The organism is Streptomyces sp. P17, from assembly GCF_032436805.1.
In the GTDB taxonomy this organism is placed as follows: Bacteria; Actinomycetota; Actinomycetes; order Streptomycetales; family Streptomycetaceae; genus Streptomyces.
The window spans coordinates 71,368-96,666 of record NZ_JAVRBF010000026.1; the positions used below are offsets into that span (position 1 = coordinate 71,368).

General features: G+C 66.1%; 38 protein-coding genes. 1 reads left to right on the forward strand and 37 read right to left on the reverse strand.

The window, feature by feature from the left end; all coding sequences use genetic code 11:
• Nucleotides 1–6: 6 nt before the first annotated feature.
• The 36 genes from RMT89_RS18575 to RMT89_RS18750 all read right to left on the reverse strand — a co-directional run bounded on the left by RMT89_RS18575 (nucleotide 7) and on the right by RMT89_RS18750 (nucleotide 23,488).
• Entirely contained in the window at nucleotides 7–1,029 is a 1,023-nt protein-coding gene (locus tag RMT89_RS18575; protein WP_053661878.1) for a DNA-directed RNA polymerase subunit alpha, read from the reverse strand.
• A 152-nt stretch (nucleotides 1,030–1,181) separates the two neighbouring features.
• Nucleotides 1,182–1,586 carry a 30S ribosomal protein S11 gene (gene rpsK / locus RMT89_RS18580; protein WP_003956432.1) on the reverse strand — a complete coding sequence of 135 codons (405 nt, stop codon included), beginning with the start codon at nucleotides 1,584–1,586 and terminating at the stop codon, nucleotides 1,182–1,184.
• A 66-nt stretch (nucleotides 1,587–1,652) separates the two neighbouring features.
• Nucleotides 1,653–2,033 carry a 30S ribosomal protein S13 gene (gene rpsM, locus RMT89_RS18585; RefSeq protein ID WP_015658452.1) on the reverse strand — a complete coding sequence of 127 codons (381 nt, stop codon included), beginning with the start codon at nucleotides 2,031–2,033 and terminating at the stop codon, nucleotides 1,653–1,655.
• Nucleotides 2,034–2,242: 209 nt separating this feature from the next.
• Complete coding sequence (gene rpmJ / locus RMT89_RS18590) at nucleotides 2,243–2,356, reverse strand: 50S ribosomal protein L36 (protein WP_003998809.1); 114 nt, start codon at nucleotides 2,354–2,356, stop codon at nucleotides 2,243–2,245.
• Nucleotides 2,357–2,415: 59 nt separating this feature from the next.
• The gene (gene infA, locus RMT89_RS18595; protein ID WP_003948620.1) at nucleotides 2,416–2,637 is read right to left on the reverse strand and encodes a translation initiation factor IF-1; all 222 of its coding nucleotides are present in this window, start codon (nucleotides 2,635–2,637) and stop codon (nucleotides 2,416–2,418) included.
• 141 nt (nucleotides 2,638–2,778) lie between these two features.
• The gene (gene map, locus RMT89_RS18600; RefSeq protein WP_315884869.1) at nucleotides 2,779–3,615 is read right to left on the reverse strand and encodes a type I methionyl aminopeptidase; all 837 of its coding nucleotides are present in this window, start codon (nucleotides 3,613–3,615) and stop codon (nucleotides 2,779–2,781) included.
• A gap of 150 nt (nucleotides 3,616–3,765) precedes the next feature.
• The gene (locus RMT89_RS18605; protein ID WP_315884870.1) at nucleotides 3,766–4,428 is read right to left on the reverse strand and encodes an adenylate kinase; all 663 of its coding nucleotides are present in this window, start codon (nucleotides 4,426–4,428) and stop codon (nucleotides 3,766–3,768) included.
• Entirely contained in the window at nucleotides 4,428–5,741 is a 1,314-nt protein-coding gene (secY, locus tag RMT89_RS18610; protein ID WP_315884871.1) for a preprotein translocase subunit SecY, read from the reverse strand. The genes RMT89_RS18605 and secY overlap by 1 nt, the downstream gene beginning before the upstream one ends.
• Before the next feature lie 234 nt (nucleotides 5,742–5,975).
• On the reverse strand, nucleotides 5,976–6,431 hold the full coding sequence (gene rplO / locus RMT89_RS18615) for a 50S ribosomal protein L15 (RefSeq protein ID WP_067018996.1): 456 nt from the start codon (nucleotides 6,429–6,431) through the stop codon (nucleotides 5,976–5,978).
• 2 nt (nucleotides 6,432–6,433) lie between these two features.
• Complete coding sequence (gene rpmD, locus RMT89_RS18620; protein ID WP_003974250.1) at nucleotides 6,434–6,616, reverse strand: 50S ribosomal protein L30; 183 nt, start codon at nucleotides 6,614–6,616, stop codon at nucleotides 6,434–6,436.
• 2 nt (nucleotides 6,617–6,618) lie between these two features.
• Entirely contained in the window at nucleotides 6,619–7,224 is a 606-nt protein-coding gene (gene rpsE / locus RMT89_RS18625) for a 30S ribosomal protein S5 (protein WP_315884872.1), read from the reverse strand.
• A gap of 38 nt (nucleotides 7,225–7,262) precedes the next feature.
• Nucleotides 7,263–7,646, reverse strand: a complete 384-nt coding sequence (rplR, locus tag RMT89_RS18630; RefSeq protein WP_067018998.1) for a 50S ribosomal protein L18 — start codon at nucleotides 7,644–7,646, stop codon at nucleotides 7,263–7,265.
• Between the two features lie 3 nt (nucleotides 7,647–7,649).
• A complete protein-coding gene (rplF, locus tag RMT89_RS18635) occupies nucleotides 7,650–8,189 on the reverse strand; it encodes a 50S ribosomal protein L6 (protein ID WP_315884873.1) in 540 nt (179 codons plus the stop codon).
• Nucleotides 8,190–8,213: 24 nt separating this feature from the next.
• Nucleotides 8,214–8,612, reverse strand: coding sequence for a 30S ribosomal protein S8 (gene rpsH, locus RMT89_RS18640; protein WP_015658459.1), 399 nt, complete (start codon nucleotides 8,610–8,612; stop codon nucleotides 8,214–8,216).
• Between the two features lie 214 nt (nucleotides 8,613–8,826).
• On the reverse strand, nucleotides 8,827–9,012 hold the full coding sequence (locus RMT89_RS18645; protein WP_003948630.1) for a type Z 30S ribosomal protein S14: 186 nt from the start codon (nucleotides 9,010–9,012) through the stop codon (nucleotides 8,827–8,829).
• A gap of 5 nt (nucleotides 9,013–9,017) precedes the next feature.
• On the reverse strand, nucleotides 9,018–9,575 hold the full coding sequence (gene rplE / locus RMT89_RS18650) for a 50S ribosomal protein L5 (RefSeq protein ID WP_053661885.1): 558 nt from the start codon (nucleotides 9,573–9,575) through the stop codon (nucleotides 9,018–9,020).
• Nucleotides 9,575–9,898, reverse strand: a complete 324-nt coding sequence (gene rplX, locus RMT89_RS18655; protein ID WP_269661072.1) for a 50S ribosomal protein L24 — start codon at nucleotides 9,896–9,898, stop codon at nucleotides 9,575–9,577. The genes rplE and rplX overlap by 1 nt, the downstream gene beginning before the upstream one ends.
• Before the next feature lie 2 nt (nucleotides 9,899–9,900).
• Nucleotides 9,901–10,269 carry a 50S ribosomal protein L14 gene (gene rplN, locus RMT89_RS18660; protein ID WP_003998823.1) on the reverse strand — a complete coding sequence of 123 codons (369 nt, stop codon included), beginning with the start codon at nucleotides 10,267–10,269 and terminating at the stop codon, nucleotides 9,901–9,903.
• A 105-nt stretch (nucleotides 10,270–10,374) separates the two neighbouring features.
• Nucleotides 10,375–10,659, reverse strand: a complete 285-nt coding sequence (gene rpsQ, locus RMT89_RS18665; RefSeq protein WP_004984524.1) for a 30S ribosomal protein S17 — start codon at nucleotides 10,657–10,659, stop codon at nucleotides 10,375–10,377.
• Entirely contained in the window at nucleotides 10,659–10,883 is a 225-nt protein-coding gene (gene rpmC / locus RMT89_RS18670; protein ID WP_007494763.1) for a 50S ribosomal protein L29, read from the reverse strand. Before rpmC ends, rpsQ begins: the two co-directional genes overlap by 1 nt.
• Complete coding sequence (gene rplP, locus RMT89_RS18675) at nucleotides 10,883–11,302, reverse strand: 50S ribosomal protein L16 (protein ID WP_009190136.1); 420 nt, start codon at nucleotides 11,300–11,302, stop codon at nucleotides 10,883–10,885. The genes rpmC and rplP overlap by 1 nt, the downstream gene beginning before the upstream one ends.
• Nucleotides 11,303–11,307: 5 nt before the next feature.
• Entirely contained in the window at nucleotides 11,308–12,135 is an 828-nt protein-coding gene (gene rpsC / locus RMT89_RS18680) for a 30S ribosomal protein S3 (RefSeq protein ID WP_232650418.1), read from the reverse strand.
• Nucleotides 12,135–12,482, reverse strand: coding sequence for a 50S ribosomal protein L22 (gene rplV / locus RMT89_RS18685; protein WP_019329637.1), 348 nt, complete (start codon nucleotides 12,480–12,482; stop codon nucleotides 12,135–12,137). The genes rpsC and rplV overlap by 1 nt, the downstream gene beginning before the upstream one ends.
• Nucleotides 12,483–12,525: 43 nt before the next feature.
• On the reverse strand, nucleotides 12,526–12,807 hold the full coding sequence (rpsS, locus tag RMT89_RS18690; protein ID WP_003992359.1) for a 30S ribosomal protein S19: 282 nt from the start codon (nucleotides 12,805–12,807) through the stop codon (nucleotides 12,526–12,528).
• Between the two features lie 12 nt (nucleotides 12,808–12,819).
• Nucleotides 12,820–13,656 carry a 50S ribosomal protein L2 gene (rplB, locus tag RMT89_RS18695; protein ID WP_059192905.1) on the reverse strand — a complete coding sequence of 279 codons (837 nt, stop codon included), beginning with the start codon at nucleotides 13,654–13,656 and terminating at the stop codon, nucleotides 12,820–12,822.
• Between the two features lie 38 nt (nucleotides 13,657–13,694).
• Nucleotides 13,695–14,114, reverse strand: coding sequence for a 50S ribosomal protein L23 (gene rplW, locus RMT89_RS18700; protein WP_315884874.1), 420 nt, complete (start codon nucleotides 14,112–14,114; stop codon nucleotides 13,695–13,697).
• Nucleotides 14,114–14,770 carry a 50S ribosomal protein L4 gene (rplD, locus tag RMT89_RS18705; protein ID WP_315884875.1) on the reverse strand — a complete coding sequence of 219 codons (657 nt, stop codon included), beginning with the start codon at nucleotides 14,768–14,770 and terminating at the stop codon, nucleotides 14,114–14,116. Before rplD ends, rplW begins: the two co-directional genes overlap by 1 nt.
• Before the next feature lie 8 nt (nucleotides 14,771–14,778).
• Entirely contained in the window at nucleotides 14,779–15,423 is a 645-nt protein-coding gene (rplC, locus tag RMT89_RS18710) for a 50S ribosomal protein L3 (protein WP_115906450.1), read from the reverse strand.
• A gap of 17 nt (nucleotides 15,424–15,440) precedes the next feature.
• On the reverse strand, nucleotides 15,441–15,749 hold the full coding sequence (gene rpsJ, locus RMT89_RS18715; RefSeq protein WP_003948644.1) for a 30S ribosomal protein S10: 309 nt from the start codon (nucleotides 15,747–15,749) through the stop codon (nucleotides 15,441–15,443).
• A 443-nt stretch (nucleotides 15,750–16,192) separates the two neighbouring features.
• Nucleotides 16,193–16,744 carry a hypothetical protein gene (locus tag RMT89_RS18720; RefSeq protein WP_315884876.1) on the reverse strand — a complete coding sequence of 184 codons (552 nt, stop codon included), beginning with the start codon at nucleotides 16,742–16,744 and terminating at the stop codon, nucleotides 16,193–16,195.
• A gap of 183 nt (nucleotides 16,745–16,927) precedes the next feature.
• Nucleotides 16,928–18,070, reverse strand: a complete 1,143-nt coding sequence (locus RMT89_RS18725) for an acyltransferase (protein ID WP_315884877.1) — start codon at nucleotides 18,068–18,070, stop codon at nucleotides 16,928–16,930.
• A 228-nt stretch (nucleotides 18,071–18,298) separates the two neighbouring features.
• A complete protein-coding gene (gene tuf, locus RMT89_RS18730) occupies nucleotides 18,299–19,492 on the reverse strand; it encodes an elongation factor Tu (protein WP_030671874.1) in 1,194 nt (397 codons plus the stop codon).
• A gap of 156 nt (nucleotides 19,493–19,648) precedes the next feature.
• Nucleotides 19,649–21,775 carry an elongation factor G gene (gene fusA, locus RMT89_RS18735; RefSeq protein ID WP_315884878.1) on the reverse strand — a complete coding sequence of 709 codons (2,127 nt, stop codon included), beginning with the start codon at nucleotides 21,773–21,775 and terminating at the stop codon, nucleotides 19,649–19,651.
• Between the two features lie 39 nt (nucleotides 21,776–21,814).
• Nucleotides 21,815–22,285, reverse strand: coding sequence for a 30S ribosomal protein S7 (gene rpsG / locus RMT89_RS18740; RefSeq protein ID WP_003998848.1), 471 nt, complete (start codon nucleotides 22,283–22,285; stop codon nucleotides 21,815–21,817).
• A 2-nt stretch (nucleotides 22,286–22,287) separates the two neighbouring features.
• Entirely contained in the window at nucleotides 22,288–22,659 is a 372-nt protein-coding gene (rpsL, locus tag RMT89_RS18745) for a 30S ribosomal protein S12 (RefSeq protein WP_003948652.1), read from the reverse strand.
• Between the two features lie 307 nt (nucleotides 22,660–22,966).
• Nucleotides 22,967–23,488 carry a DUF1707 and DUF4190 domain-containing protein gene (locus tag RMT89_RS18750; protein WP_315884879.1) on the reverse strand — a complete coding sequence of 174 codons (522 nt, stop codon included), beginning with the start codon at nucleotides 23,486–23,488 and terminating at the stop codon, nucleotides 22,967–22,969.
• Between the two features lie 152 nt (nucleotides 23,489–23,640).
• On the opposite strand from RMT89_RS18750, the gene RMT89_RS18755 reads away from it, so the two are divergent.
• On the forward strand, nucleotides 23,641–24,567 hold the full coding sequence (locus RMT89_RS18755) for a hypothetical protein (RefSeq protein WP_315884880.1): 927 nt from the start codon (nucleotides 23,641–23,643) through the stop codon (nucleotides 24,565–24,567).
• Between the two features lie 13 nt (nucleotides 24,568–24,580).
• Here RMT89_RS18755 and RMT89_RS18760 read toward each other — a convergent pair whose 3' ends face one another.
• Nucleotides 24,581–25,252: a hypothetical protein gene (locus tag RMT89_RS18760; RefSeq protein ID WP_315884881.1), complete on the reverse strand. Its 672-nt coding sequence runs from the start codon at nucleotides 25,250–25,252 to the stop codon at nucleotides 24,581–24,583.
• Nucleotides 25,253–25,299: the final 47 nt, after the last annotated feature.

Here is a 25,299-nt window from a genome sequence, read left to right on the forward strand (position 1 = left end):
GACCGATCAGTACTGCTCGGTCTCCACGAAACCCGCGTCCGCGTCGTCGTCGGCACCGAAGGCGTCGGCAGCGGCCGTGGGGTCGAATCCGGGCGGGCTGTCCTTGAGGGCCAGGCCCATACCGGCCAGCTTCGCCTTGACCTCGTCGATGGACTTCGCACCGAAGTTACGGATGTCCAGGAGGTCGGCCTCGGAGCGGGCGACGAGCTCACCCACGGAGTGGATGCCCTCACGCTTGAGGCAGTTGTACGACCGAACGGTGAGCTCCAGCTCCTCGATCGGCAGCGCCAGATCGGCGGCAAGGGCGGCGTCCGTGGGGGACGGGCCCATGTCGATGCCCTCGGCGTCGATGTTCAGCTCGCGGGCGAGACCGAACAGCTCGACCAGCGTCTTACCGGCGGAGGCCATGGCGTCACGCGGACGCATCGCCTGCTTGGTCTCGACGTCGACGATCAGCTTGTCGAAGTCGGTGCGCTGCTCGACACGCGTGGCCTCGACCTTGTACGTGACCTTGAGAACCGGCGAGTAGATGGAGTCGACCGGGATACGGCCGATCTCCTGGCCCACCTGCTTGTTCTGCACGGCGGAGACATAACCACGGCCACGCTCGACCGTGAGCTCCATCTCCAGCTTGCCCTTGCCGTTGAGGGTGGCGAGGACGAGGTCGGGGTTGTGCACCTCGACACCGGCCGGGGGCGCGATGTCGGCGGCGGTGACCAGACCCGGGCCCTGCTTGCGCAGGTACATCACGACCGGCTCGTCGTGCTCCGAGGAGACGACCAGCTGCTTGATGTTGAGGATCAGGTCGGTGACGTCCTCCTTGACGCCCGGCACGGTGGTGAACTCGTGCAGGACACCGTCGACGCGGATGCTGGTGACAGCAGCGCCGGGGATCGACGACAGGAGGGTGCGGCGCAGGGAGTTACCGAGGGTGTAGCCGAAGCCCGGCTCCAGCGGCTCGATCACGAACCGGGAGCGGAACTCGTCGACGACCTCTTCGGTCAACGAGGGACGCTGAGCGATCAGCATGTGTGGATCAGATCCTTCTTTCGTGGACGCCCGCTATTTGACGCCCGACGGAACCGCCCCCGGCAAAAGGGACGGGTACTGCAAGGGTACGGGCGATACGCCCCCGAAGAGCCGTACCGCCCGAAACCAAGCCTGCGTGAAGCAGTCGTACGTCAGACGCGACGACGCTTCGGCGGACGGCAGCCGTTGTGCGGGGTCGGGGTGACGTCCTGGATGGAGCCGACCTCAAGACCCGTCGCCTGGAGCGAGCGGATCGCGGTCTCACGACCCGAACCCGGACCCTTCACGAACACGTCGACCTTGCGCATGCCGTGCTCCTGAGCGCGGCGGGCAGCCGACTCGGCGGCCATCTGCGCGGCGAACGGCGTGGACTTCCGGGAGCCCTTGAAGCCGACGTGGCCGGCGGAGGCCCAGGAGATCACGTTGCCGGACGGGTCCGTGATGGAGACGATCGTGTTGTTGAACGTGCTCTTGATGTGCGCGTGGCCGTGAGCGACGTTCTTCTTTTCCTTGCGGCGCACCTTCTTGGCAGCGCCCTGACGACCCTTGGGGGGCATCTGTACTCCTACGGGAGGTGGTCGGTCCTACAGCGAAGACCGCTGGACTGCGAAGTCCGCTGAGGACTACTTCTTGCCCGGCTTCTTCTTGCCGGCGATGGCGCGACGCGGGCCCTTGCGGGTGCGGGCGTTGGTGCTGGTGCGCTGACCGCGGACCGGCAGGCCGCGGCGGTGACGCAGACCCTGGTAGCAGCCGATCTCGACCTTGCGGCGGATGTCGGCCTGGATCTCGCGACGGAGGTCACCCTCGGTCTTGATGTTGTTGTCGACGTACTCACGAATCGCGACGAGCTGCTCCTCGGAGAGGTCGCGAACGCGGGTGTTCGGGTCGACGCCGGTCGCGGCCAGCGTCGCCTGGGAGAGGGTCCGGCCGATGCCGAACACGTAGGTGAGGGCGACCTCCACGCGCTTGTCGCGCGGGATGTCAACACCGGAAACGCGTGCCATTCAATGGCTCCTGGTGATCTTCGGAGGTCTTCCGCAGAACCGAATCCCAGCCGCCGGCCTCTTCTATTTCAAAGATTAGGTACGAACTGGGTCCCCGGCCTCCGAACCGGGGGTATCAGGCGACAAGCGCCTGGGCCCTGCGTATGAACATATTCAGCTCGCGTCGCGTGAAGTCTCTGCGATATCGATGCAGAGGGAAAGGTCGTGCGTCAGCCCTGGCGCTGCTTGTGGCGCGGGTTCTCGCAGATGACCATGACCCGACCGTGACGGCGGATCACCCTGCACTTGTCGCAGATCTTCTTGACGCTCGGCTTGACCTTCATGGGATTGAGGTTCTCCGGGTCAGTGCCAATACCCCGCCGAAGCGGGATGCGGGCAAGATCTACTTGTAGCGGTAGACGATCCGGCCACGCGTCAGGTCGTACGGAGACAGCTCCACCACGACCCGGTCGTCAGGGAGGATGCGGATGTAGTGCATACGCATCTTGCCGCTGATGTGTGCCAGGACCTGGTGGCCGTTCTGGAGCTCGACCTTGAACATGGCGTTCGGAAGAGACTCGACGACAGTGCCCTCGATCTCGATGGCACCTTGCTTCTTGGCCACGCTTCGCCCTTCGAATCGACTACCTTGATCGACTCAGTGTGAGCGCATGCAGACATGCGGGTACACAAGAGCCGACGAGTCAGTCTACGTCAGCGCACCCGGAAACACGAATCGAGGGATCCTGCCCCACCCGGGAGATCATTACGCAAGCGGGTCCGGGGCAGCGCTGACACCGTACTCGGCCAGCTTCGCCTTACCCCCGTCAGGAGCCGTCAGCACCAGCGGCCCCTGCTCCGTCAGCGCGACCGAGTGCTCCCAGTGGGAGGACCAGGTGCCGTCCGTCGTGATGACCGTCCAGTCGTCCTGGAGGACCTCCGTCTTGGGCGTGCCCAGGGAGACCATCGGCTCGATGGCGAGGCAGAAGCCGGGGACCAGCTTCGGGCCCTTGCCGCGCCGGCGCTCGACGTAGTTCAGCAGATGCGGGTCCATGTGCATCTCGGTGCCGATGCCATGGCCGCCGTAGTCCTCGATGATCCCGTACCGGCCGCCGCCGGCCTTGGGCTGGCGGCGGATGTACGTCTCGATGGCCTTGGAGATGTCGACGAGCCGGTTGCCCAGCTTCATCGCCGCGATCCCGGCCCACATCGACTCCTCGGTCACCCGCGAGAGCTCGATCAGCTCCGGAGCGTGACCGGACCCCACGAAGGCGGTGTAGGCGGCGTCACCGTGCCAGCCGTCGATGATCGCGCCGCAGTCGATGGAGATGATGTCGCCGTCCTTGAGGACGACCTCGTCGGACGGGATGCCGTGGACCACGACCTCGTTCACGGAGGTGCAGATGGTCGCCGGGAATCCGCCGTACCCGAGGAAGTTCGACTTCGCCCCGTGCTCCGCGAGCACCTTGCGCGCGACCTCGTCCAGATCCTTGGTGCTGGCCCCCGGCACCGCGGCCTCCCGAGTGGCCGCGTGAATGGCTGCGACGACCAGCCCCGCCTCACGCATCTTGGCGATCTGCTCGGGGGTCTTGATCTGCACCATGGCGGCGGGAGCCTTTCTGGAACCGGGGGTAAGGGCTACTTCACAACCATACGTGCGCAGCCTGCGGGCAGTCCTGCCGCTCGGGCAGCCCACCCACGCAGCAGCCGCGGCCCCCCTCAGGGAACCGCGGCTGCAGCGACGTACAAAGACCTACTTCTCGGCGCCCTCGCGCTTCAGCGCGGTCAGGGCGCGGCCCGTGACCTCGTCCACCGGACCCATGGCCTCGATCGTGACGACCAGGCCCTGCGCCTTGTAGTAGTCGATGATCGGCTCGGTCTGCGTGTGGTAGACCTCCAGCCGCGTCCGGACCGTCTCCTCGGAGTCGTCGTCGCGCTGGTACAGCTCGCCGCCGCAGATGTCGCAGACACCTTCCTTCTTCGGCGGGCTGTACGTCACGTGGAAGACGTGCGCGGAGTCGTTCCGGCAGGTGCGCCGGCCGGCGATCCGCTTGACCACCTCTTCCTCGGGGGCCTCCAGATCCAGCACCGCGTCCAGCTGCATGCCCTCGGACGAGAGCAGCTCGTCCAGCGCCTCGGCCTGGGACACATTGCGCGGGAAGCCGTCCAGCAGGAAGCCGCCCTCGGCGTCCGGCTGCTCCATGCGGTCCTTGGCCATCGCGATGGTGACCTCGTCCGGCACGAGATTGCCCGCGTCCATGTAGGACTTCGCGAGCTTCCCGAGCTCCGTCTGCCGGCTGATGTTGGCGCGGAACAGGTCGCCCGTGGAGATATGCGGAATGTTCAGCTTCTCGGCAAGGCGTGTGGCTTGCGTACCCTTGCCCGCGCCCGGCGGCCCGACGAGGACGATTCGCATCAGCGGAGGAACCCTTCGTAATTGCGCTGCTGGAGCTGGCTCTCGATCTGCTTCACGGTCTCAAGACCGACACCCACGATGATCAGGATGCTGGTGCCACCGAACGGGAAGTTCTGGTTGGCGCCGAAACCGGCCAACGCAATCGTCGGGACGAGAGCGATCAGACCCAGATACAGCGAACCCGGCCAGGTGATCCGGTTGAGCACGTAGGACAGGTACTCAGCGGTCGGTCGGCCAGCCCGGATGCCCGGGATGAAGCCACCATACTTCTTCATGTTGTCGGCGACTTCCTCGGGGTTGAAGGAGATCGCCACGTAGAAGAACGCGAAGAAAACAATGAGCAAGAAGTACAGAGTGATGTAAATCGGATGGTCGCCTGTGACGAGATTCGCTTCGATCCAGGTTTTCCAGCTCGAGTTGCCCTCGGAGAACTGCGCGACCAGCGCCGGAATGTAGAGCAGCGACGACGCGAAGATGACGGGAATCACACCCGCCTGGTTCACCTTCAGCGGGATGTAGGTGGACGTACCACCGTAGGAACGACGGCCGATCATGCGCTTGGCGTACTGCACCGGGATACGGCGCTGGGCCTGCTCCACGAAGACCACCAGGCCGACCATGACAAGGCCCACGGCGAGGACGGTGCCGAACTCGATCCAGCCGTCGGCCAGGCTGCCCTGGGTCTTGATGGCCCACAGCGCGGACGGGAAGGTCGCGGCGATCGAGATGAACATCAGGATCGACATGCCGTTGCCGATACCGCGGTCGGTGATCAGCTCACCGAGCCACATGACGACGGCCGTACCGGCGGTCATCGTGATGACCATGGTGATCGTGACGAAGATCGAGCGGTCCGGGACGATCTGGCCGCCGACCGTGCAGCTGGAGAAGAGGGCGCCGCTGCGGGCGGTGGCGACAAGGCCGGTGCCCTGCAGGATGGCGAGCGCCACCGTCAGATAACGGGTGTACTGCGTGATCTTCGCCGTTCCGGCCTGGCCCTCCTTCTTGAGGGCTTCCAGGCGCGGGATCACGACGGTCAGCAGCTGGAGGATGATGCTCGCCGTGATGTACGGCATGATGCCCAGCGCAAAGACCGTGATCTGCAGCAGCGCGCCGCCGCTGAACATGTTGACCAGACCGAAGAGGCCCTGGTTGCCGGACGCCTCGTCCACGCACTGCTGTACGGACGTGTAGTCGACGCCGGGAATCGGGATGCGCGTACCGACCCGGTACACCACGATGATGCCGAGCGTGAAGAGCAGCTTCTTGCGCAGGTCGGGCGTCTTGAACGCCCGGGCGAACGCGGTGAGCACGGTGCCTCCTGCGACCCCCGCGCTACTGCGTCAAGGGTGACGGTCTTGAGGTTCGACGATTAGGTAACGGTCAACTGCCGCTCAGAGTGCCGCATGTGAGGCACCCAGTAAAAGTTGGCAGTGCAGGCCACCTTACCCGCGAGACTGCCACCCTAGGAACGACCAACCGGGGATACCCCATTTGTGGGGTATCCCCGGTCGGGATCGCTCAAGTCATCGAGACGCCTGTTGTGTTCAGACGAGCTCGGTGACGGTACCGCCGGCGGCGGTGATCTTCTCCTTGGCGGAGCCGGAGACGGCGTCAACCGTCACCTGCAGCGCCACCGAGATCTCGCCCTGGCCGAGGACCTTGACGAGGCTGTTCTTGCGAACGGCACCCTTGGCCACCAGACCCTCGACGGTGACCTCGCCACCCTCGGGGTAGAGCGCGGCCAGCTTGTCGAGGTTCACGACCTGGTACTCGGTCTTGAACGGGTTCTTGAAGCCCTTGAGCTTCGGGAGGCGCATGTGGAGGGGCATCTGCCCACCCTCGAAGCGCTCCGGAACCTGGTAACGGGCCTTGGTGCCCTTGGTACCACGACCGGCCGTCTTACCCTTCGACGCCTCACCACGACCGACACGGGTCTTGGCGGTCTTGGCGCCGGGAGCCGGACGGAGGTTGTGGATCTTCAGCGGGTTGTTTTCCGCCATGATCAGTCGACCTCCTCGACCGTCACGAGGTGGCGGACGGTGTGCACCATGCCGCGGAACTCGGGGCGGTCCTCCTTGACGACCTGCGTGTTGATGCCCTTGAGACCAAGGGAGCGCAGGGTGTCACGGTGGTTCTGCTTGCTGCCGATGTAGGACTTGACCTGCGTAATCTTCAGCTGCGCCATGATTACGCACCCGCCCCGGCACGCGCACGCAGCAGAGCCGCGGGAGCGACGTCCTCGAGCGGCAGACCGCGGCGGGCCGCGATCTCCTCGGGACGCTGCAGGCCCTTCAGGGCCTCCACGGTCGCGTGCACGATGTTGATCGCGTTGGACGAGCCGAGCGACTTCGACAGCACGTCGTGGATACCGGCGCACTCGAGCACGGCGCGCACCGGGCCACCGGCGATAACACCGGTACCGGGGGACGCGGGCTTGAGCAGCACGACGCCGGCAGCCTTCTCACCCGTGATCGGGTGCGGGATGGTGCCCTGGATCCGGGGGACCTTGAAGAAGTGCTTCTTGGCCTCCTCAACGCCCTTGGCGATGGCGGCCGGCACCTCCTTGGCCTTGCCGTAACCGACACCCACGGTGCCGTCACCGTCGCCCACTACGACGAGCGCAGTGAAGCTGAAGCGACGACCACCCTTCACAACCTTGGCGACGCGGTTGATCGCGACAACGCGCTCAACGTACGCGGTCTTCTCGGCGGCAGCTGCGCCGCCGTCACGGCCCTTCCGGTCCCGCCGCTCGCCGCCACCGGCACCGCCACCGCGGCGCTGGGGTCCAGCCATTGGATTTACCTCTCTCTTTTCCGCTAGCTACGAACGGCTCAGAACTTCAAGCCGGCTTCGCGGGCGGCGTCCGCCAGAGCGGCAATGCGCCCGGCGTACTGGTTGCCACCACGGTCGAATACGACAGCCTCGACGCCGGCGGCCTTGGCGCGCTCGGCGACCAGGGCGCCGACCTGCTTGGCCTGGGCCGACTTGTCGCCCTCGCCACCGCGGACCGAGGTGTCCAGGGTGGACGCCGACGCAAGGGTGTGACCCTTGATGTCGTCGATCACCTGGGCCACGATGTGGCGGTTCGAGCGGGTAACGACCAGACGGGGACGCTCCGCCGTACCGGCGATCCGCTTGCGGATCCGGATGTGACGGCGCTTGATCGCGGCGCGCTTGTAGGCGTCGCCCTTCAGGATCTTCTGTCCGTATGCCATGGCTTACTTACCCGCCTTTCCGACCTTGCGGCGGATGACTTCGCCCTCGTACTTGACGCCCTTGGCCTTGTACGGGTCGGGCTTGCGCAGCTTGCGGATGTTGGCCGCAACCTCGCCGACCTTCTGCTTGTCGATGCCCTCGACCTGGAAACGGGTCGGGGTCTCCACCTTGAAGGTGATGCCCTCGGGGGCCTCGACCAGGATCGGGTGGCTGTAGCCGAGCGCGAACTCAAGGTTCGAGCCCTTGGCGGTCACGCGGTAACCGACACCGCTGATTTCGAGCTTCTTCACGTAACCCTGGGTCACGCCGGTGATCATGTTCGCCACCAGCGTGCGGGACAGGCCGTGCAGGGCCTTGTTCTGACGCTCGTCGTTGGGGCGGGTGACGTTCAGGACGCCGTCCTCACCCTTGACGATCTCGATCGGCGCCGAGACGGTGTGGGTCAGTTCGCCCTTGGGGCCCTTGACCTTGACCGTACGGCCGTCGATGGTGACGTCCACGCCGGCGGGAACCGCGATGGGGAGCTTGCCGATGCGCGACATAGCTGTTTCCTCCGTTCCCTTCCGTTACCAGACGTAGGCGAGAACTTCTCCGCCTACGCCCTTCTTGCCGGCCTGCTTGTCGGTGAGGAGCCCGTGGGACGTGGAGATGATCGCCACGCCCAGGCCACCCAGCACCTTCGGCAGGTTGGTGGACTTCGCGTACACCCGGAGACCGGGCTTGGAGATCCGCTTGATGCCCGCGATGGAGCGCTCACGGTTCGGGCCGAACTTCAGCTCGAGGACGAGGTTCTTGCCGACCTCGGCGTCCTCGACCTTCCAGCCCGTGATGAAGCCCTCCTGCTGGAGGATCTCCGCGATGTGCGACTTGATCTTCGAGTGCGGCATCGCCACGGTGTCGTGGTACGCCGAGTTCGCGTTCCGCAGACGCGTAAGCATGTCTGCGATCGGATCAGTCATGGTCATGAATTGGCCTTCGGCCTCTCTCGCCGGGGTTTCCAGGTGCCCATCCCTCTCCTCGATCCGAGACGAGGCGGGTGCGGTGCGGTGGACCTACGGCGTAGTAAGTCGTACGGGCGACCATCAGGCGCCCAACCCTCCAAGCCTAAGCCATGAAGGGGAGGGCGCCTGACACGCCCAGTGCTTACCGAGAGACTCCGGAATCCCTGAAAAGCGGGGACTACCAGGAGCTCTTGGTCACGCCCGGCAGCTCGCCACGGTGAGCCATCTCACGAAGGCACACGCGGCACAGGCCGAACTTGCGGTACACGGAGTGGGGACGGCCGCAGCGCTGGCAGCGCGTGTAGCCACGCACGCCGAACTTGGGCTTGCGAGCAGCCTTTGCGATCAGAGCCTTCTTCGCCATCTCGCTCACGCCTCCTTGAAGGGGAAGCCGAGGTGACGAAGGAGCGCGCGGCCCTCAGCGTCGTTGGTCGCCGTGGTGACCACGGTGATGTCCATACCCCGGACGCGGTCGATCTTGTCCTGGTCGATCTCGTGGAACATGACCTGCTCCGTGAGACCGAAGGTGTAGTTGCCACGGCCGTCGAACTGCTTGGGGGACAGACCACGGAAGTCGCGGATGCGCGGCAGCGCGAGCGACAGGGTGCGGTCCAGGAACTCCCACATGCGGTCGCCACGGAGCGTGACGTGGGCACCGATCGGCTGACCCTCACGCAGCTTGAACTGCGCGATGGACTTGCGGGCCTTGGTGACGGCCGGCTTCTGACCGGTGATCGTGGTGAGGTCGCGGATGGCGCCCTCGATCAGCTTGGAGTCGCGGGCGGCGTCGCCCACACCCATGTTGACCACGATCTTGACGAGGCCGGGGACCTGCATGACGTTCTCGTACTTGAACTCGTCACGCAGCTTGCCCGCGATCTCCTCGCGGTACTTCGTCTTCAGACGCGGAGTGGTGGTGGTAGCCATCAGATGTCCTCACCCGTCCGCTTGGCAACGCGGATCTTGTTGCCCTCTTCGTCGAAGCGGTAACCGACACGCGTGACGACCTTGTTGCCGTCCTTCTCAACGACCAGCTGGACGTTGGAGACGTGGATCGGCGCCTCGGTCGTGACGATGCCGCCGGCCTGGGAACCGCGAGCGGTCGGACCGGCCTTGGTGTGCTTCTTGACCCGGTTGACACCCTCGACCAGGACGCGCTCGTCGCGCGGGTAAGCGGCAATGACCTTGCCCTGCTTGCCCTTGTCCTTGCCGGTGATGACCTGGACCAGGTCGCCCTTCTTGATCTTCATGCTTACAGCACCTCCGGCGCGAGCGAGATGATCTTCATGAACTTCTTCTCGCGCAGCTCGCGGCCGACGGGGCCGAAGATACGGGTGCCGCGAGGGTCGCCGTCGTTCTTCAGAATGACGGCGGCGTTCTCGTCGAAGCGGATGTACGAGCCGTCCGGACGGCGGCGCTCCTTGACGGTGCGAACGATGACCGCCTTGACGACGTCACCCTTCTTCACGTTGCCACCGGGGATCGCGTCCTTGACGGTGGCGACGATGACGTCACCGATGCCCGCGTAGCGGCGACCGGAGCCACCGAGCACACGGATGCAAAGGATTTCCTTCGCACCAGTGTTGTCGGCGACGCGCAGTCGCGACTCCTGCTGGATCACGTCTATCTCCTGTTTGTCTGCCGGTTCCCGGCAGGGGCGTCCTCTTCACGAGGGGAGCCCCTGCCGAGCCTGGCGGAACTGTCCTGCGGATTTGCCCCGCAGGAATTACTTGGCCTTCTCGAGGATCTCGACGACGCGCCAGCGCTTCGTCGCGGACAGCGGCCGGGTCTCCATGAGGAGGACACGGTCGCCGACGCCCGCGGCGTTCTGCTCGTCGTGCGCCTTGAGCTTGTTCGTACGGCGGATGACCTTGCCGTACAGCGCGTGCTTGACGCGGTCCTCGACGGCGACGACGACGGTCTTGTCCATCTTGTCGCTGACGACGAGACCCTCACGGGTCTTGCGGAAGCCGCGCGCCTCGGTGTTCTCAGTCACGTTGTTCTCGCTCATCAGGCGTTCTCCACCGTTTCGATGCCCAGCTCACGCTCGCGCATCAGGGTGTAGATCCGCGCGATGTCCTTGCGGACCGCCTTCAGACGGCCATGGTTCTCAAGCTGTCCGGTCGCCGCCTGGAAGCGGAGATTGAACAGCTCTTCCTTGGCCTCGCGGAGCTTCGCCAGAAGCTCCTCGTTGCCCAGCTCGCGCAGCTCGGACGCCTTGGTACCGGCCGACATCACGCTTCACCTGCCTCGCGCTTGACGATCCGGCACTTCATCGGCAGCTTGTGGGCGGCGCGAGTCAGGGCCTCACGGGCGATCTTCTCGTTGGGGTACGACAGCTCGAACATCACGCGTCCGGGCTTGACGTTGGCGATCCACCACTCCGGAGAACCCTTACCGGAACCCATGCGGGTCTCGGCAGGCTTCTTGGTGAGGGGACGGTCCGGGTAGATGTTGATCCAGACCTTGCCACCACGCTTGATGTGACGCGTCATGGCGATACGAGCGGCCTCGATCTGACGGTTCGTCACATACGCCGGGGTGAGCGCCTGGATGCCGTACTCGCCGAACGCAACCTGCGTGCCACCCTTGGACATACCGTTGCGCTTCGGGTGGTGCTGCTTGCGGTGCTTGACCCTACGGGGGATCAGCATGTCGGTCAGGCCTCCGTTCCGGTGCTCTCAGCCGGAGCGGCGGCGGGAGCCTCGGCCTTGGGGGCCTCGGCGCCGGCAGCCTGCTGCGGCTTGCGACCGCGCCGCTCGCCACCACGGCCACCACGGGCCGGGCGGTCGGAGCCGCCGCCACCGCGAGCCGGGCGGTTACCCGCACGGGCGGCAGCGTTCTCGGCGCGGACCTCGGCGATGTTCTTGACGTCGCCCTTGTAGATCCAGACCTTCACACCGATGCGGCCGAAGGTCGTCTTGGCCTCGAAGAAGCCGTAGTCCACGTTCGCGCGGAGCGTGTGCAGGGGCACGCGGCCCTCGCGGTAGAACTCCGAGCGGGACATCTCGGCGCCGCCGAGGCGGCCACCGCACTGGATCTTGATGCCCTTGGCGCCGGCCTTCATGGCGGACTGCATGCTCTTGCGCATGGCCCGACGGAAGGAGACGCGGGAGGACAGCTGCTCGGCGACGGCCTGGGCCACCAGCTGAGCGTCCGTCTCCGGGTTCTTGACCTCAAGGATGTTCAGCTGGACCTGCTTGCCGGTCAGCTTCTCCAGGTCACCGCGGATGCGGTCGGCCTCGGCGCCACGGCGGCCGATGACGATGCCCGGACGCGCGGTGTGGATGTCCACGCGGACGCGGTCACGGGTGCGCTCGATCTCGACCTTCGAGATACCGGCGCGCTCCATGCCGGACGTCATCATCCGACGGATGGCGACGTCTTCCTTGACGTAGTCCTTGTACAGCTTGTCGGCGTACCAACGCGACTTGAAGTCGGTCGTGACACCGAGCCGGAACCCATGCGGGTTTACCTTCTGGCCCATTACCGGGTTCCTTCCTTGCTGCTGACGACCACGGTGATGTGGCTGGTCCGCTTGCGGATCCGGTAGGCACGGCCCTGGGCACGCGGCCGGAACCGCTTCAGGGTCGGACCCTCGTCGACGTACGCCTCGGAGATGTAGAGGCTGTCGGCGTCGGTGTGGTCGTAGTTGTGCGCGGCGTTGGCAATGGCGCTGTCGAGCACCTTGCCGACCGGCACGGAGGCGGCCTGCGGAGCGAATCGCAGGACCGCCTGGGCCTCCGTGGCGTCCATGCCACGGATGAGGTCCACCACGCGGCGGGCCTTCATGGGCGTGACGCGGATGTACCGCGCCTGGGCCCTGGCTTCCATGGTTGTCCCTTCAGTTTCTTACGTGTCTGAATGCGATCCGCTACTAGCGGCGCTTCGACTTCCGGTCGTCCTTGACGTGGCCCCGGAAGGTGCGCGTCGGCGAGAACTCGCCGAGCTTGTGGCCGACCATCGACTCGGTGACGAACACCGGGATGTGGGTCTTGCCGTTGTGCACCGCGAGCGTGTGGCCGAGCATGGCCGGCACGATCATGGAGCGACGGGACCAGGTCTTGATGACGTTCTTGGTGCCGGCTTCGTTCTGGGCGTCCACCTTCTTGATCAGGTGGTCGTCGACGAAGGGCCCCTTCTTGAGACTGCGCGGCATCTAAACCCGCTCCTAGCGCTTCTTGTTCGTCTTGCGGCGGCGGACGATGTACTTGTTCGACGCCTTCTTGGGCGAACGAGTACGACCTTCCTTCTGACCCCAGGGGCTGACCGGGTGGCGACCACCGGAGGTCTTGCCCTCACCACCACCGTGGGGGTGGTCAACCGGGTTCATCGCCACACCGCGAACGGTCGGGCGAACGCCCAGCCAGCGCTTACGGCCGGCCTTACCCCAGTTGATGTTGCTCTGCTCGGCGTTGCCGACCTCGCCGACGGTGGCGCGGCAGCGCACGTCGACCAGGCGGATCTCACCGGAGGGCATGCGCAGGTGGGCCATCTGGCCCTCCTTCGCGAGCAGCTGCACGGAGGCACCGGCGGAGCGGGCGAACTTGGCGCCGCCACCGGGACGGAGCTCGATCGCGTGGATCGTGGTACCGACCGGGATGTTGCGGAGCGCCAGGTTGTTGCCCGGCTTGATGTCGGCCCCGGGACCGTTCTCGACGCGGTCACCCTGCTGCAGGTTGCGCGGGGCGAGGATGTAGCGCTTCTCGCCGTCGGCGTAGTGCAGCAGCGCGATGCGCGCGGTGCGGTTGGGGTCGTACTCGATGTGCGCGACCTTCGCCGGCACGCCGTCCTTGTCGTGACGACGGAAGTCGATCACTCGGTAGGCGCGCTTGTGTCCGCCACCCTGGTGGCGAACGGTCACACGACCGGCGTTGTTACGGCCGCCCTTGCTGTGCAGCGGGCGGACCAGCGACTTCTCCGGCGTGGACCGCGTGACCTCGACGAAGTCGGCGACGCTGGAGCCACGGCGGCCCGGCGTAGTCGGCTTGTACTTGCGGATTCCCATTTCTCAGTCCTCGTCCGATATCGGACGATCCGACCCGCTTACGCGGTCGGACCGCCGAAGATGTCGATACGGTCGCCCTCGGCGAGGGTCACGATCGCGCGCTTGCTGTCGGCACGCTTGCCGAAGCCCGTGCGGGTCCGCTTGCGCTTGCCCTGGCGGTTGATCGTGTTGACCCCGGTGACCTTGACCGAGAAGACCGCCTGGACGGCCTCCTTGATCTGGGTCTTGTTGGCACGCGGGTCGACGACGAACGTGTACTTGCCCTCGTCGAGGAGCGCGTAGCTCTTCTCGGAGACAACCGGCTTGAGCAGCACGTCACGGGGGTCCGTGAAGGACTTGCTCAGCGGGGTCTCGACGGTGTTCTTGCCCTCCGTGGCGTGGCGACGCGCCTTGGCGACGCGCGCGGCCTTGGCGGCCTTGGCCGCCTTGGAGGCAATGGCGGGGTGACGGATAGCCATCAGGCCTCGCTCCCTTCGGTGTCATTGGCCTTCGGGCCGGACACGAAGGACTCGAAGGCGGCCTGGGTGAAGACCACGTCGTCCGAGACGAGAACGTCGTACGTGTTCAGCTGGCCCGGCTCCAGGATGTGGACCTGGGGCAGGTTGCGGGCGGACAGCCACGCGGCCTCGTCGGCACGCTCGACGACCAGGAGCAGGTTCTTGCGCTCCGAGATCTTGCCGAACAGCGACTTCGCGGCCTTCGTCGAGGGGGTCTCACCCTCGATGACGCCGGAGACGACGTGGATGCGGTTGTTGCGGGCCCGGTCGGTGAGGGCGTGGCGCAGGGCCGCGGCCTTCATCTTCTTCGGGGTCCGCTGCGAGTAGTCACGCGGCACGGGACCGTGCACGACGCCACCACCGGCGAACTGCGGCGCGCGGGTCGAACCCTGACGGGCGCGACCGGTGCCCTTCTGGCGGTAAGGCTTCTTGCCACCACCACGGACTTCACCGCGGGTCTTGGTCTTGTGGGTGCCCTGACGGGCAGCGGCCAGCTGTGCGACGACGACCTGGTGAAGCAGCGGAACGCTGATCTTCTCTACGTCGAAGATCTCCGAGGGGAGCTCGACGGTACCGGCCTTGTCGCCCGCCGGCGAAAGGATGTCAACAGTGCTCATCGGTTACCTCAGGCCCCCTTGGCCGCGGTGCGGACCAGGACGAGGCCGCCGTTCGGACCGGGAACCGCGCCCTTGATGAGCAGCAGACCCTTCTCCGCGTCAACGGCGTGGACGGTCAGGTTCTGGGTGGTGACCCGCTCATTGCCCATACGACCCGCCATGCGGAGGCCCTTGAACACACGGCCCGGGGTGGCGCAGCCACCGATGGAACCGGGAGAGCGGTGCTTGCGCTGGGTGCCGTGTCCGGCGCCGAGACCACGGAAGTTGTGGCGCTTCATGACACCGGCGAAGCCCTTGCCCTTGCTCTTGCCGGTGACGTCGACCTTGACGCCCGCCTCGAACACCTCGGCGGTGATCTCCTGGCCGAGGGTGTACTCGCTGGCGTCAGCGGTACGGATCTCGACGAGGTGGCGACGGGGGGTGACGTCGGCCTTGGCGAAGTGGCCCTTGAGGGGCTTGTTCACCTTGCGCGGGTCGATCTCGCCGAAGGCGATCTGGACCGACTCGTAGCCGTCACTGTCGTTCGTACGGACCTGGGTCACGACGTTCGGGCCGGCCTTGACGACGGTGACCGGAACAACACGGTTGTTCTCGTCCCACACCTGCGTCATGCCGAGCTTCTCGCCCAGGATGCCCTTGATCTGCTTAGCCATTCTCAGATCACCGACCCTCAGAGCTTGATCTCGATGTCGACACCGGCCGGGAGGTCGAGTCGCATCAGAGAGTCAACGGTCTTGGGGGTGGGGTCGAGAATGTCGATCAGGCGCTTGTGCGTGCGCATCTCGAAGTGCTCGCGCGAGTCCTTGTACTTGTGCGGCGACTTGATGACGCAGTACACGTTCTTCTCAGTGGGCAGCGGCACCGGGCCCGCGACCGACGCACCAGTACGCGTCACCGTCTCGACGATCTTCTTCGCCGAGCTGTCGATGACCTCGTGGTCGTAGGCCTTGAGCCGGATGCGGATCTTCTGTCCCGCCATGGCTACTAGTAGTCCTGTCTCTCGTAACGCTCTGGAACCCGGTGTTCCTACTCTCGTCCTCCGACCCACGCGGTCGGGCGTGTCGCGCTCCCGCTGACACAGATGCCCCTTGTTCGAACATCCCTGCTGGGAATGCACACGGCCCTTCCGGAACCGCAGGCCGAGGGCGAGAAGCCCACCGGGTGCCTGGCCGGTGCCGCACTGACACTTCCCGAAAGATTCCCGTACGTCCGCCCCAGCGCTGCCATCAGGCAGTTAGGGCGACGAGTACTGTGGGACTCGCTTCCGGTCCTCCCGGCGGGAGGCGCGCAGCATCAACACTCGACCGAGCAACTCCGACAGTCTGCCATATGGGGCAGGGGCCTGGCCAATCGAGCCGGAGAGAATACCCCGGGAGTGACGCAGGTCAAACACCGGTGGTGAGGGCGGGGCCGCCGGGGCCGTCAGAGCCACTCGCCCTCATCCCCCTCCGCGCCCTCGCTCGGTTCACGCACCACCACGACCAGCTGAACCGGTGCCTCGGTGTCGCCGTGCTTGACGCCGGCCAGCAGGACCTTGCCCGAGGGCCGCCACGCCGTGTGGTCGATGTAGTCCGCGCCGTCGGTCAGGTCCTCCTCGGAGGGCTCGAGCCGGGCACCGAGGGCTCCGGATTCCAGCTGGGCGACGATGCGCGGGAGTTCGGCGGAGGCGGCGTCGTACAGGTCGTCGACATAGGTGTCCGGGTCCGGCCACTCCTCCTCGACCTCCCGGCACCAGAGCGTGAACTCGACCTGCACACGGTAGAAGCGATGCACCTCGGGCGCGATGCCCACCACCGCATCGAAGCGGCGCCCTGCGGACGGCTCGAAGCCGTCGAGAGAACCGAGGAAGGCATTGCGAACGAAGATCTCGTCTTCGCGCTCCCGCGCGAACCCGAGGACCCCGACCGCAAGATCCTGGTCGTAGGAGTCACGACTGCTGAACCGAAGAAGGCGCTTGCCGTCGGCGGACAGCACACCGCACACCGGCAAAGTCGATCCCGGGCGCCGGCGACCAGTGCCAGCCGTCGGCCAGTCCCGGGGGTGGTACGACTCCGGGGAACTCCGTCACCACGGCACGAACGTCCATGATTCCTCCGTGGTCAGGTGCATGAGTATCCGTCTCCGACTTCCTGGAACGCTCGTTCGACGGCCAGGCCGTCACCGGCCCGGTCGCAGCCTCGCGAACGACGAGTCCAACCCCCGCTTCAGCACCCGCGCCACCGGCCGCTCCACCACCCGATGCACCGCCCAGCTCAGCACCAGGAACCCCGCGACCAACAGCCCCACCAGCAGCCGGGCGTCCATCGTGCCGTGCAGGCGGCTGATGATCGCCGTGCCGGCCAGGTAGTGCATCAGGTACAGCGGATACGTCAGGCACCCGGCCGTGACCAGCCACTTCCAGCGGATGCGGTCCAGGTGACCCAGGGACACCGCCACCATGACCAGCATGAACGCCGTGAAGATCAGGACCGCCCCACGCCAGCTGGAGACATCCTCGTACTCGACCCGCTCCCCCAGCTCCAGCTGGCCCATCAGCCAGGCCATCGCGAGGATGCCCCAGAGCAGCAGGTCCTGGCCGAAGCGGTGCATCAGATAGAGCGCCAGGCCCGCGATGAAGTACCAGGCCCCGTCGGGATTGGCGAGCAGCTTCAGCAGCGGGAAGTCGGACACCGGCGCCAGCATCGCGACGGCACCCCAGACGCAGCAGAAGACGATCACCCTGCGGTAGGTCAGCCCCATGGCCACGACCACCAGGAAGAGCAGATAGAAGCGCAGTTCCGACCAGAGCGTCCAGTAGACCAGGTCCACGTTCGGTACGTCCGAACCCGCTTGCAGCATCGTCAGGTTGAGCAGCACCTCGCGTGCGGGCAGTCTCTCCCAGACGCCCGGTACGGCCACCAGCACCGCCGTCGTGAACAGCACCGCGAACCAGTACGCCGGGTACAGCCGGATCACGCGGGAGACGAAGAACTGGCGGGGTGTCCGGCCCCAGCACGACATGCAGATCACAAAGCCGCTGATCACGAAGAAGATCTCGACGCCGATCCAGCCGTAGGCCGCGACGCGGAACAGCGACGGCATGATCTCCGACACCGGCCGGCTCCAGATCGCGTTGCCGGGCTCGTTCACCCGGCGCGTGCCCGCGAAGTGGTGGAGCACCACCATCAGCGCCGCGATCAGACGGATGCCGTCGACGACGTAGAGCCGCCGGGTGCGAAGGGGCTGCAGCGGGCGGTCCGCCACTGCGACCGGGGCTTGCTTCGGCAACGGCATCGACAGTCCGCCGCGCGCTCGGTGCATCAGGAAACCTGGCCGTCCTCGGGAAAACTCTGGGCCCGAACCAGGAAAGACCATTCCCGCAGCTCGCAGGGCGACCTTGCCGGAACCCTCGCAAATCCGTCGCACAAGGTTCGGCCAGGTTTCATTCATGGCGCGAACACGACAGCAAAGGACGGCAGGGACGGCAAAGGGGCCCGTACGACCGAAGTCGTACGGGCCCCTTCAGAGACCTACCGGGTCAGTTCAAGATCACTTGTTGATCTTGGTGACCTGGCCGGCGCCCACGGTCCGGCCACCCTCACGGATGGCGAACTTCAGGCCCTCTTCCATGGCGACGGGCTGGATGAGTTCCACCTTCATCTCGGTGTTGTCACCCGGCATGACCATCTCGGTGCCCTCGGGGAGGGTCACCACGCCGGTCACGTCCGTCGTACGGAAGTAGAACTGCGGACGGTAGTTGTTGAAGAACGGCGTGTGGCGGCCACCCTCGTCCTTGGACAGGATGTAGGCCTGCGCCTCGAACTCGGTGTGCGGGGTGACCGAGCCCGGCTTGATGATGACCTGGCCGCGCTCGACGTCCTCGCGCTTGATGCCACGAAGCAGCAGACCGACGTTCTCACCGGCCTGGCCCTCGTCGAGCAGCTTGCGGAACATCTCGATGCCGGTGACCGTGGTGGTGGTCTTCTCGGTCTTGATGCCGATGATGTCGACGGTCTCGTTGACCTTGAGGACACCACGCTCGATACGACCGGTGACGACCGTGCCACGACCGGTGATCGTGAAGACGTCCTCGATCGGCATCAGGAACGGCTTGTCGACGTCCCGCTCGGGCTCCGGAATGGACTCGTCGACGGCCTTCATCAGGTCGAGGACGGACTGGCCCCACTCCTTGTCGCCCTCAAGGGCCTTGAGCGCCGAGACCTTGACGACCGGCAGGTCGTCGCCCGGGAACTCGTACTCGGAGAGCAGCTCACGGACCTCAAGCTCGACGAGCTCAAGGATCTCCTCGTCGTCCACCATGTCGGCCTTGTTCAGGGCGACGACGATGTACGGAACGCCGACCTGGCGGGCCAGGAGCACGTGCTCCTTGGTCTGCGGCATCGGGCCGTCGGTGGCGGCGACCACGAGGATGGCGCCGTCCATCTGGGCAGCACCCGTGATCATGTTCTTGATGTAGTCCGCGTGACCGGGGCAGTCGACGTGGGCGTAGTGACGGGTCTCCGTCTGGTACTCGACGTGCGCGATGGAGATGGTGATACCGCGCTGGCGCTCCTCAGGAGCCTTGTCGATCTGGTCGAACGCCGAGGCCTCGTTCAGGTCCGGGAACGCGTCGTGCAGCACCTTGGTAATGGCGGCCGTGAGGGTCGTCTTACCGTGGTCGATGTGACCGATGGTGCCGATGTTGACGTGCGGCTTAGTCCGCTCGAACTTCGCCTTCGCCACTGGGGTCCTCCTGTGGAGTGGTTCTGAACGCCTTGCTTCATCGGCGCCAGGTGATCTTTGCTGGAATGCCCGGGCCCGGGGGCACTCTCACCACGATTGCGGTGGAATGCCCCACGAGGCTCCGGAGTCAAGCCTAAAGCGTGTGAACGCGGTGCGTTACTCGCCCTTGGCCTTCGCGATGATCTCCTCGGCGACGTTCCGCGGAACCTCGGCGTAGGAGTCGAACTGCATGGAGTAGCTGGCGCGGCCGGACGTCTTGCTGCGCAGGTCGCCGACGTAGCCGAACATCTCCGAGAGGGGCACGAGGCCCTTCACGACGCGGGCACCGGCCCGCTCCTCCATGGCCTGGATCTGGCCACGGCGGGAGTTGATGTCACCGATGACCTCACCCATGTAGTCCTCGGGCGTGGTGACCTCGACGGCCATCATCGGCTCAAGGAGCACAGGGCTGGCCTTGCGCGCGGCCTCCTTGAAGGCCTGCGAACCGGCGATCTTGAACGCGAGCTCGGAGGAGTCGACCTCGTGGTAGGCACCGTCGTGCAGAATCACGCGCACGCCGGTCATCTCGTAGCCCGCGAGGATGCCGAACTGCATGGCCTCCTGGCAGCCGGCGTCGACCGAAGGAATGTACTCCTTCGGGATACGACCACCGGTCACCTTGTTCACGAACTCGTACGAGGTGTCGCCACCCTCAAGCGGCTCGATGCCGATCTGCACCTTCGCGAACTGGCCGGTACCACCAGTCTGCTTCTTGTGCGTGTAGTCGACGCGCTCGACGGCCTTGCGGATCGTCTCACGGTAGGCGACCTGCGGCTTGCCGACGTTGGCCTCGACCTTGAACTCACGGCGCATACGGTCGACCAGCACCTCAAGGTGCAGCTCGCCCATACCGCCGATGATGGTCTGGCCGGTCTCCTCGTCCGAGTGGACCTGGAAGGACGGGTCCTCCTCGGCCAGGCGCTGGATCGCGACGCCGAGCTTCTCCTGGTCGCCCTTCGACTTGGGCTCGATGGCGACCTGGATGACCGGCGCCGGGAAGTCCATGGACTCCAGGATCACCGGGTTCTTGTCGTCGGACAGCGTCTCACCGGTCGTGGTCTGCTTCAGACCCATGACGGCGATGATGTCGCCGGCGCCCACCGACTCGATCTCCTCACGCTTGTTCGCGTGCATACGGTAGATCTTGCCGATGCGCTCCTTCTTGCCCTTGACGGAGTTCAGCACCGAGGTGCCGGACTCCAGGCGGCCCGAGTAGACCCGGACGAAGGTGAGCTTGCCGAGGTGCGGGTCGCTCATGATCTTGAACGCCAGCGCCGACAGCGGCTCGTCGTCGGACGGCTTGCGCTTGACGACCAGCTCCGGGTCCTTGACGTCGTGGCCCTCGATGGCCTCGACGTCGAGCGGGGAGGGGAGGTAGCGCACGACCGCGTCGAGCAGGGGCTGGACGCCCTTGTTCTTGAACGCGGTACCGCAGAACACCGGGGTGACCGTGGTGCCCTTGCCCTTGCCGGAGGCGATGGTGATACGACGGATCGCGGCGTACAACTGCTCCGCAGAAGGCTCCTCGCCCTCCAGGTACAGCTCCATGATCTCTTCGTCGTTCTCGGCCACGGCCTCAAGCAGCTTGCCGCGGTACTCCTCGGCGGCCTCGGTGTGGGTGTCCGGGATGTCGACGACGTCGTACATCTCGCCCTTGGTGGCCTCGGCGGACCACACGAACGCCTTCATGGTGACCAGGTCGACGACGCCCTTGAAGTCGGCCTCGGCACCGATCGGGAGCTGCATGACGATCGGCTGAGCGCCCAGGCGGTCCGAGATCATGTCCACGCAGCGGTGGAACTCGGCGCCCGTGCGGTCGAGCTTGTTGACGAAGCAGATACGCGGAACGCCGTAGCGGTCCGCCTGACGCCACACCGTCTCGGACTGGGGCTCAACACCGGCGACGCCGTCGAACACCGTCACCGCGCCGTCGAGCACGCGCAGCGAACGCTCCACCTCGACGGTGAAGTCGACGTGGCCCGGCGTGTCGATGATGTTGATGGTGTGGTCGACGTCTTCCAGCGGCCAGTGACAGGTGGTGGCAGCAGAGGTGATCGTGATGCCACGCTCCTGCTCCTGCTCCATCCAGTCCATGGTGGCAGCGCCGTCGTGGACCTCACCGATCTTGTAAGACACACCGGTGTAGAACAGGATCCGCTCGGTGGTGGTCGTCTTGCCCGCGTCGATGTGGGCCATGATGCCGATGTTGCGCACCTTGGCCAGGTCAAGTGAAGTGGTAGCCATAAGGCTTCAGTCTTCTCTCGGTCTCGATGTGGGTAGCGACTACCAGCGGTAGTGCGCGAAGGCCTTGTTGGACTCGGCCATCTTGTGGGTGTCCTCGCGCTTCTTCACAGCCGCACCGAGGCCGTTGGAGGCGTCGAGAAGCTCGTTGAGGAGACGCTCGGTCATGGTCTTCTCGCGGCGGGCGCGGGAGTAACCGACCAGCCAGCGCAGCGCCAGGGTGTTGGCGCGGCCGGGCTTGACCTCGACCGGCACCTGGTAGGTGGCGCCACCGACACGGCGGGACTTGACCTCAAGGGTCGGCTTGATGTTCTCAAGAGCGCGCTTGAGCGTGATGACCGGGTCGTTGCCGGTCTTCTCGCGCAGGCCCTCCATGGCGCCGTAGACGATGCGCTCGGCGGTGGAGCGCTTGCCGTTCAGCAGCACCTTGTTGATGAGGGAGGTCACCAGAGGAGAACCGTAGACCGGGTCGATGATGACCGGGCGCTTCGGGGCGGGGCCCTTACGAGGCATTCTTACTTCTCCTTCTTGGCGCCGTAGCGGCTGCGGGCCTGCTTGCGGTTCTTGACACCCTGGGTGTCGAGGGAACCGCGGATGATCTTGTAGCGAACACCCGGCAGGTCCTTCACACGGCCACCACGCACGAGCACGATGGAGTGCTCCTGCAGGTTGTGTCCCTCACCCGGAATGTAAGCGGTGACCTCGATCCCGCTGGTCAGACGCACACGCGCGACCTTACGCAGGGCCGAGTTCGGCTTCTTCGGGGTGGTCGTGAACACACGCGTGCACACGCCGCGACGCTGAGGCGAACCCTCAAGTGCGGGCGTCTTGTTCTTCTCGACCTTGTCCTGCCGGCCCTTCCGGACCAGCTGCTGGATCGTAGGCACTACTTCTCCGGTTTCTGTGTGCCGAATGGTGAAGCTAACCTGGAACGTCGCCGACCCACGCGGTCGGGTGTGTCGAATCCGGCGGACTCCCGCCGCAAGGCGAAAAGAGCACAGATTACGGTGGCCGCTCACAGCTCGCTATGCGGTTGAAGGCACGCACGAGAGCCAGGGCACACCCCAGGCACAAGGTCTGAGCGTACCTACCTCATTCGCTGCGGTCAAAACAAATGAGGCCCGCTCACATCCGCACACGGCTCATGTCAAGACCGTCCGCCGGAATTGATCTTCGAATCCACGAATCCCGGCCTCATCCGGACACCGCTGCGGCCACCATGAGCACCGTCAGAAACAGGACCCACCCAGCGGTGGACAGCCAACCCAGCACCAGCCCGGTCAGCGCGAGCCCGTCACCGCCCTCCCCGGTCCGCCGTATCTCGGCGCGGGCCGAGTGCCCCAGCACGACGGCCGGTATGCCGGTGAGCCCGAAGCTGACGAGACACAGCACCCCGCACACCCCGGCCCCGACCGCCTTCCCGTTCGTACGGGGCTGCGGTACGGCGATGAAGGGCGCCATATGCGGCACAGGACCGTTGGGCAGGTCCGCGACGAGCAGCCCCAGCTCTCCCACCGTACGAGCGGCGTACGCCCGCGCGACCCGCTTCTCGAACTCGGGCTGCTCCAGCCGCCCCTCGCCGTATCCCGCCCGCAGCACATCCACCGCCCGCTCACGGTCGGCGTGCGAGGCGAGCATGGCCGGGCTGCCACTGTGTGAGCCCCACGGCTGGGGCACACCGCCGCTCTGCCACGGCTGCCACGACGGTTGCGACATGGAGTACCTCCCCCGTACCGGTCGGAGTCCCTCCATCATGCGCCGAACCGGCATTCCCGGCACCGGTCCCGGACCCGGAGAAAACCCGGAGGCGCCCCCGAGGGGACCGCCTCGGCGTGCGGGTCCGATAAGGGGCAAACAGACTGTTGACCATGTCCACGCCGCCCGAGCAGCCGGCCGATCCCGAGCCCCCGCCCCGGCGCTCACCCGCGTCGACGTTCGTGGAGAAGGCGGCGATCGTCGCGGCGCCCAGCACCGTCACCTTCGCCCTGCTCTATTACTTCGGCAGCCTCTACATCAAGGCGTACTACTCCACCCTCGGCGTACTGCCGGAGGACCTCGGCTTCTCCGTGCAGGGCATCGTGGCCAGCAGCACCAGCGCGATCTTCGTCCCCCTGTGCGGGCTGCTGGCGGGCGGGCTGGTCGTGTTCCTGGTGTTCGGCTGGCTGGGGCGGGCGCTGGCCGGACCGGATCGGGCGGTGCGCCGTCGTACGGCGATCGTCTGGCTGCTCACCCTCGGCGTGGCCCTGATGATGCTCGGCCTGCCGGTCTTCTTCACGGATCTGGTGAGCCTTTTCCCCGAGGGCTGGGCACGCCGGTTCATCCCGGCCCTGATGGTGGCCGTGGGGGCCACGCTGGCCATCTGCGCCGTCCATCTACGGCTGAGCGAGAGCACGGGCATCCGGGTCAGAGCCGCCCCCGCCGCCGAACGGACATGGCTGGCGGGAGGCACGATGCTCATCGGGCTGCTGACGGTGAGCCTGTTCTTCGCCATGGCGCAGTACGTGGCCGACATCGGACGCGGCGATGCCCAGTTGGACGCGGAGGAGGGCTATCGGGACACGCCGTGGGTGGTGGTCCATTCGAAGGTGCCCCTCGCCCACCACGCGAAGAACATCCGCTTCAGGGACTACGGCAGCGAGAACGCGCCCTACCGATACGAGTACAAGGGCTTCCGCATGCTCGCCAAGGCGCCGGGCCGCTTCTACCTGGTCTCGGGCACCTCCCGGTACCACGACCGCCGGGTGGTGATGCTGCCTGACGACGGCACCGCCTGGCTGGAGATCCGCGGGGCGTGAGCGGGGCCGCGGCTCAGGGAAGGTCGTAGTCGTCCGGCTCGGGGGTGTCCGTGGGCACGTCCGGCGGCAACTCCTCCGTCTCGGTCTCAGTGGTCGGCGCCACCGGCGCGGTCGTGGTGGGCCCGACGGGCGACGCCGAGGCCGAGGTCGCGCCCCCGACCGCTTCCCCGGAGATGGGGGCGGTGACGGTGGAGCCGTCGGCCATCGTGAACGTCAACTCCCCTGAGTAGGGCCCCGGTTCGGTCGGCGTGTACTGGAAGATCACCTCGCAGCCCTCCGGGGGCACCTCACCCAGACACTTCTGGATGAACTCGAGTTCCTCGCCCGCGATGTTGCCGTTGACGTTCTGAAGCGGCTTGGCCGCCGCCGTCGTAGAGCCCTTGACCTCCACATCCCCTTGGACGGGCTCGCCCACCTTCGTCCTCGACAGTTTGATCGAGGACGCGGAGGGCTTCTCGGTGTCGCTGCCGGGGAAGACCTCGCCGTCCGACTCGCCGTCGCCCCCTTGCCCGCCCTCGGTCTCATCCGAGTCCGCCGTGAAGCCCTCTTCCTCCTCGACCCCGGTCGCCGCAGTCCCGGTCGTAGTGTCCTGCGGGGTCCCGCCACCCCCGCCCCCTCCCCCGCACGCGGCCAGCGCGGCCAGCGCCGCCGCAACGGCAAATCCCCGGGCAATCGCTGACGTCATGACGGAACCTCCGCTGATGCTCGGCTGGGTCCGGCCCAACCTCACAC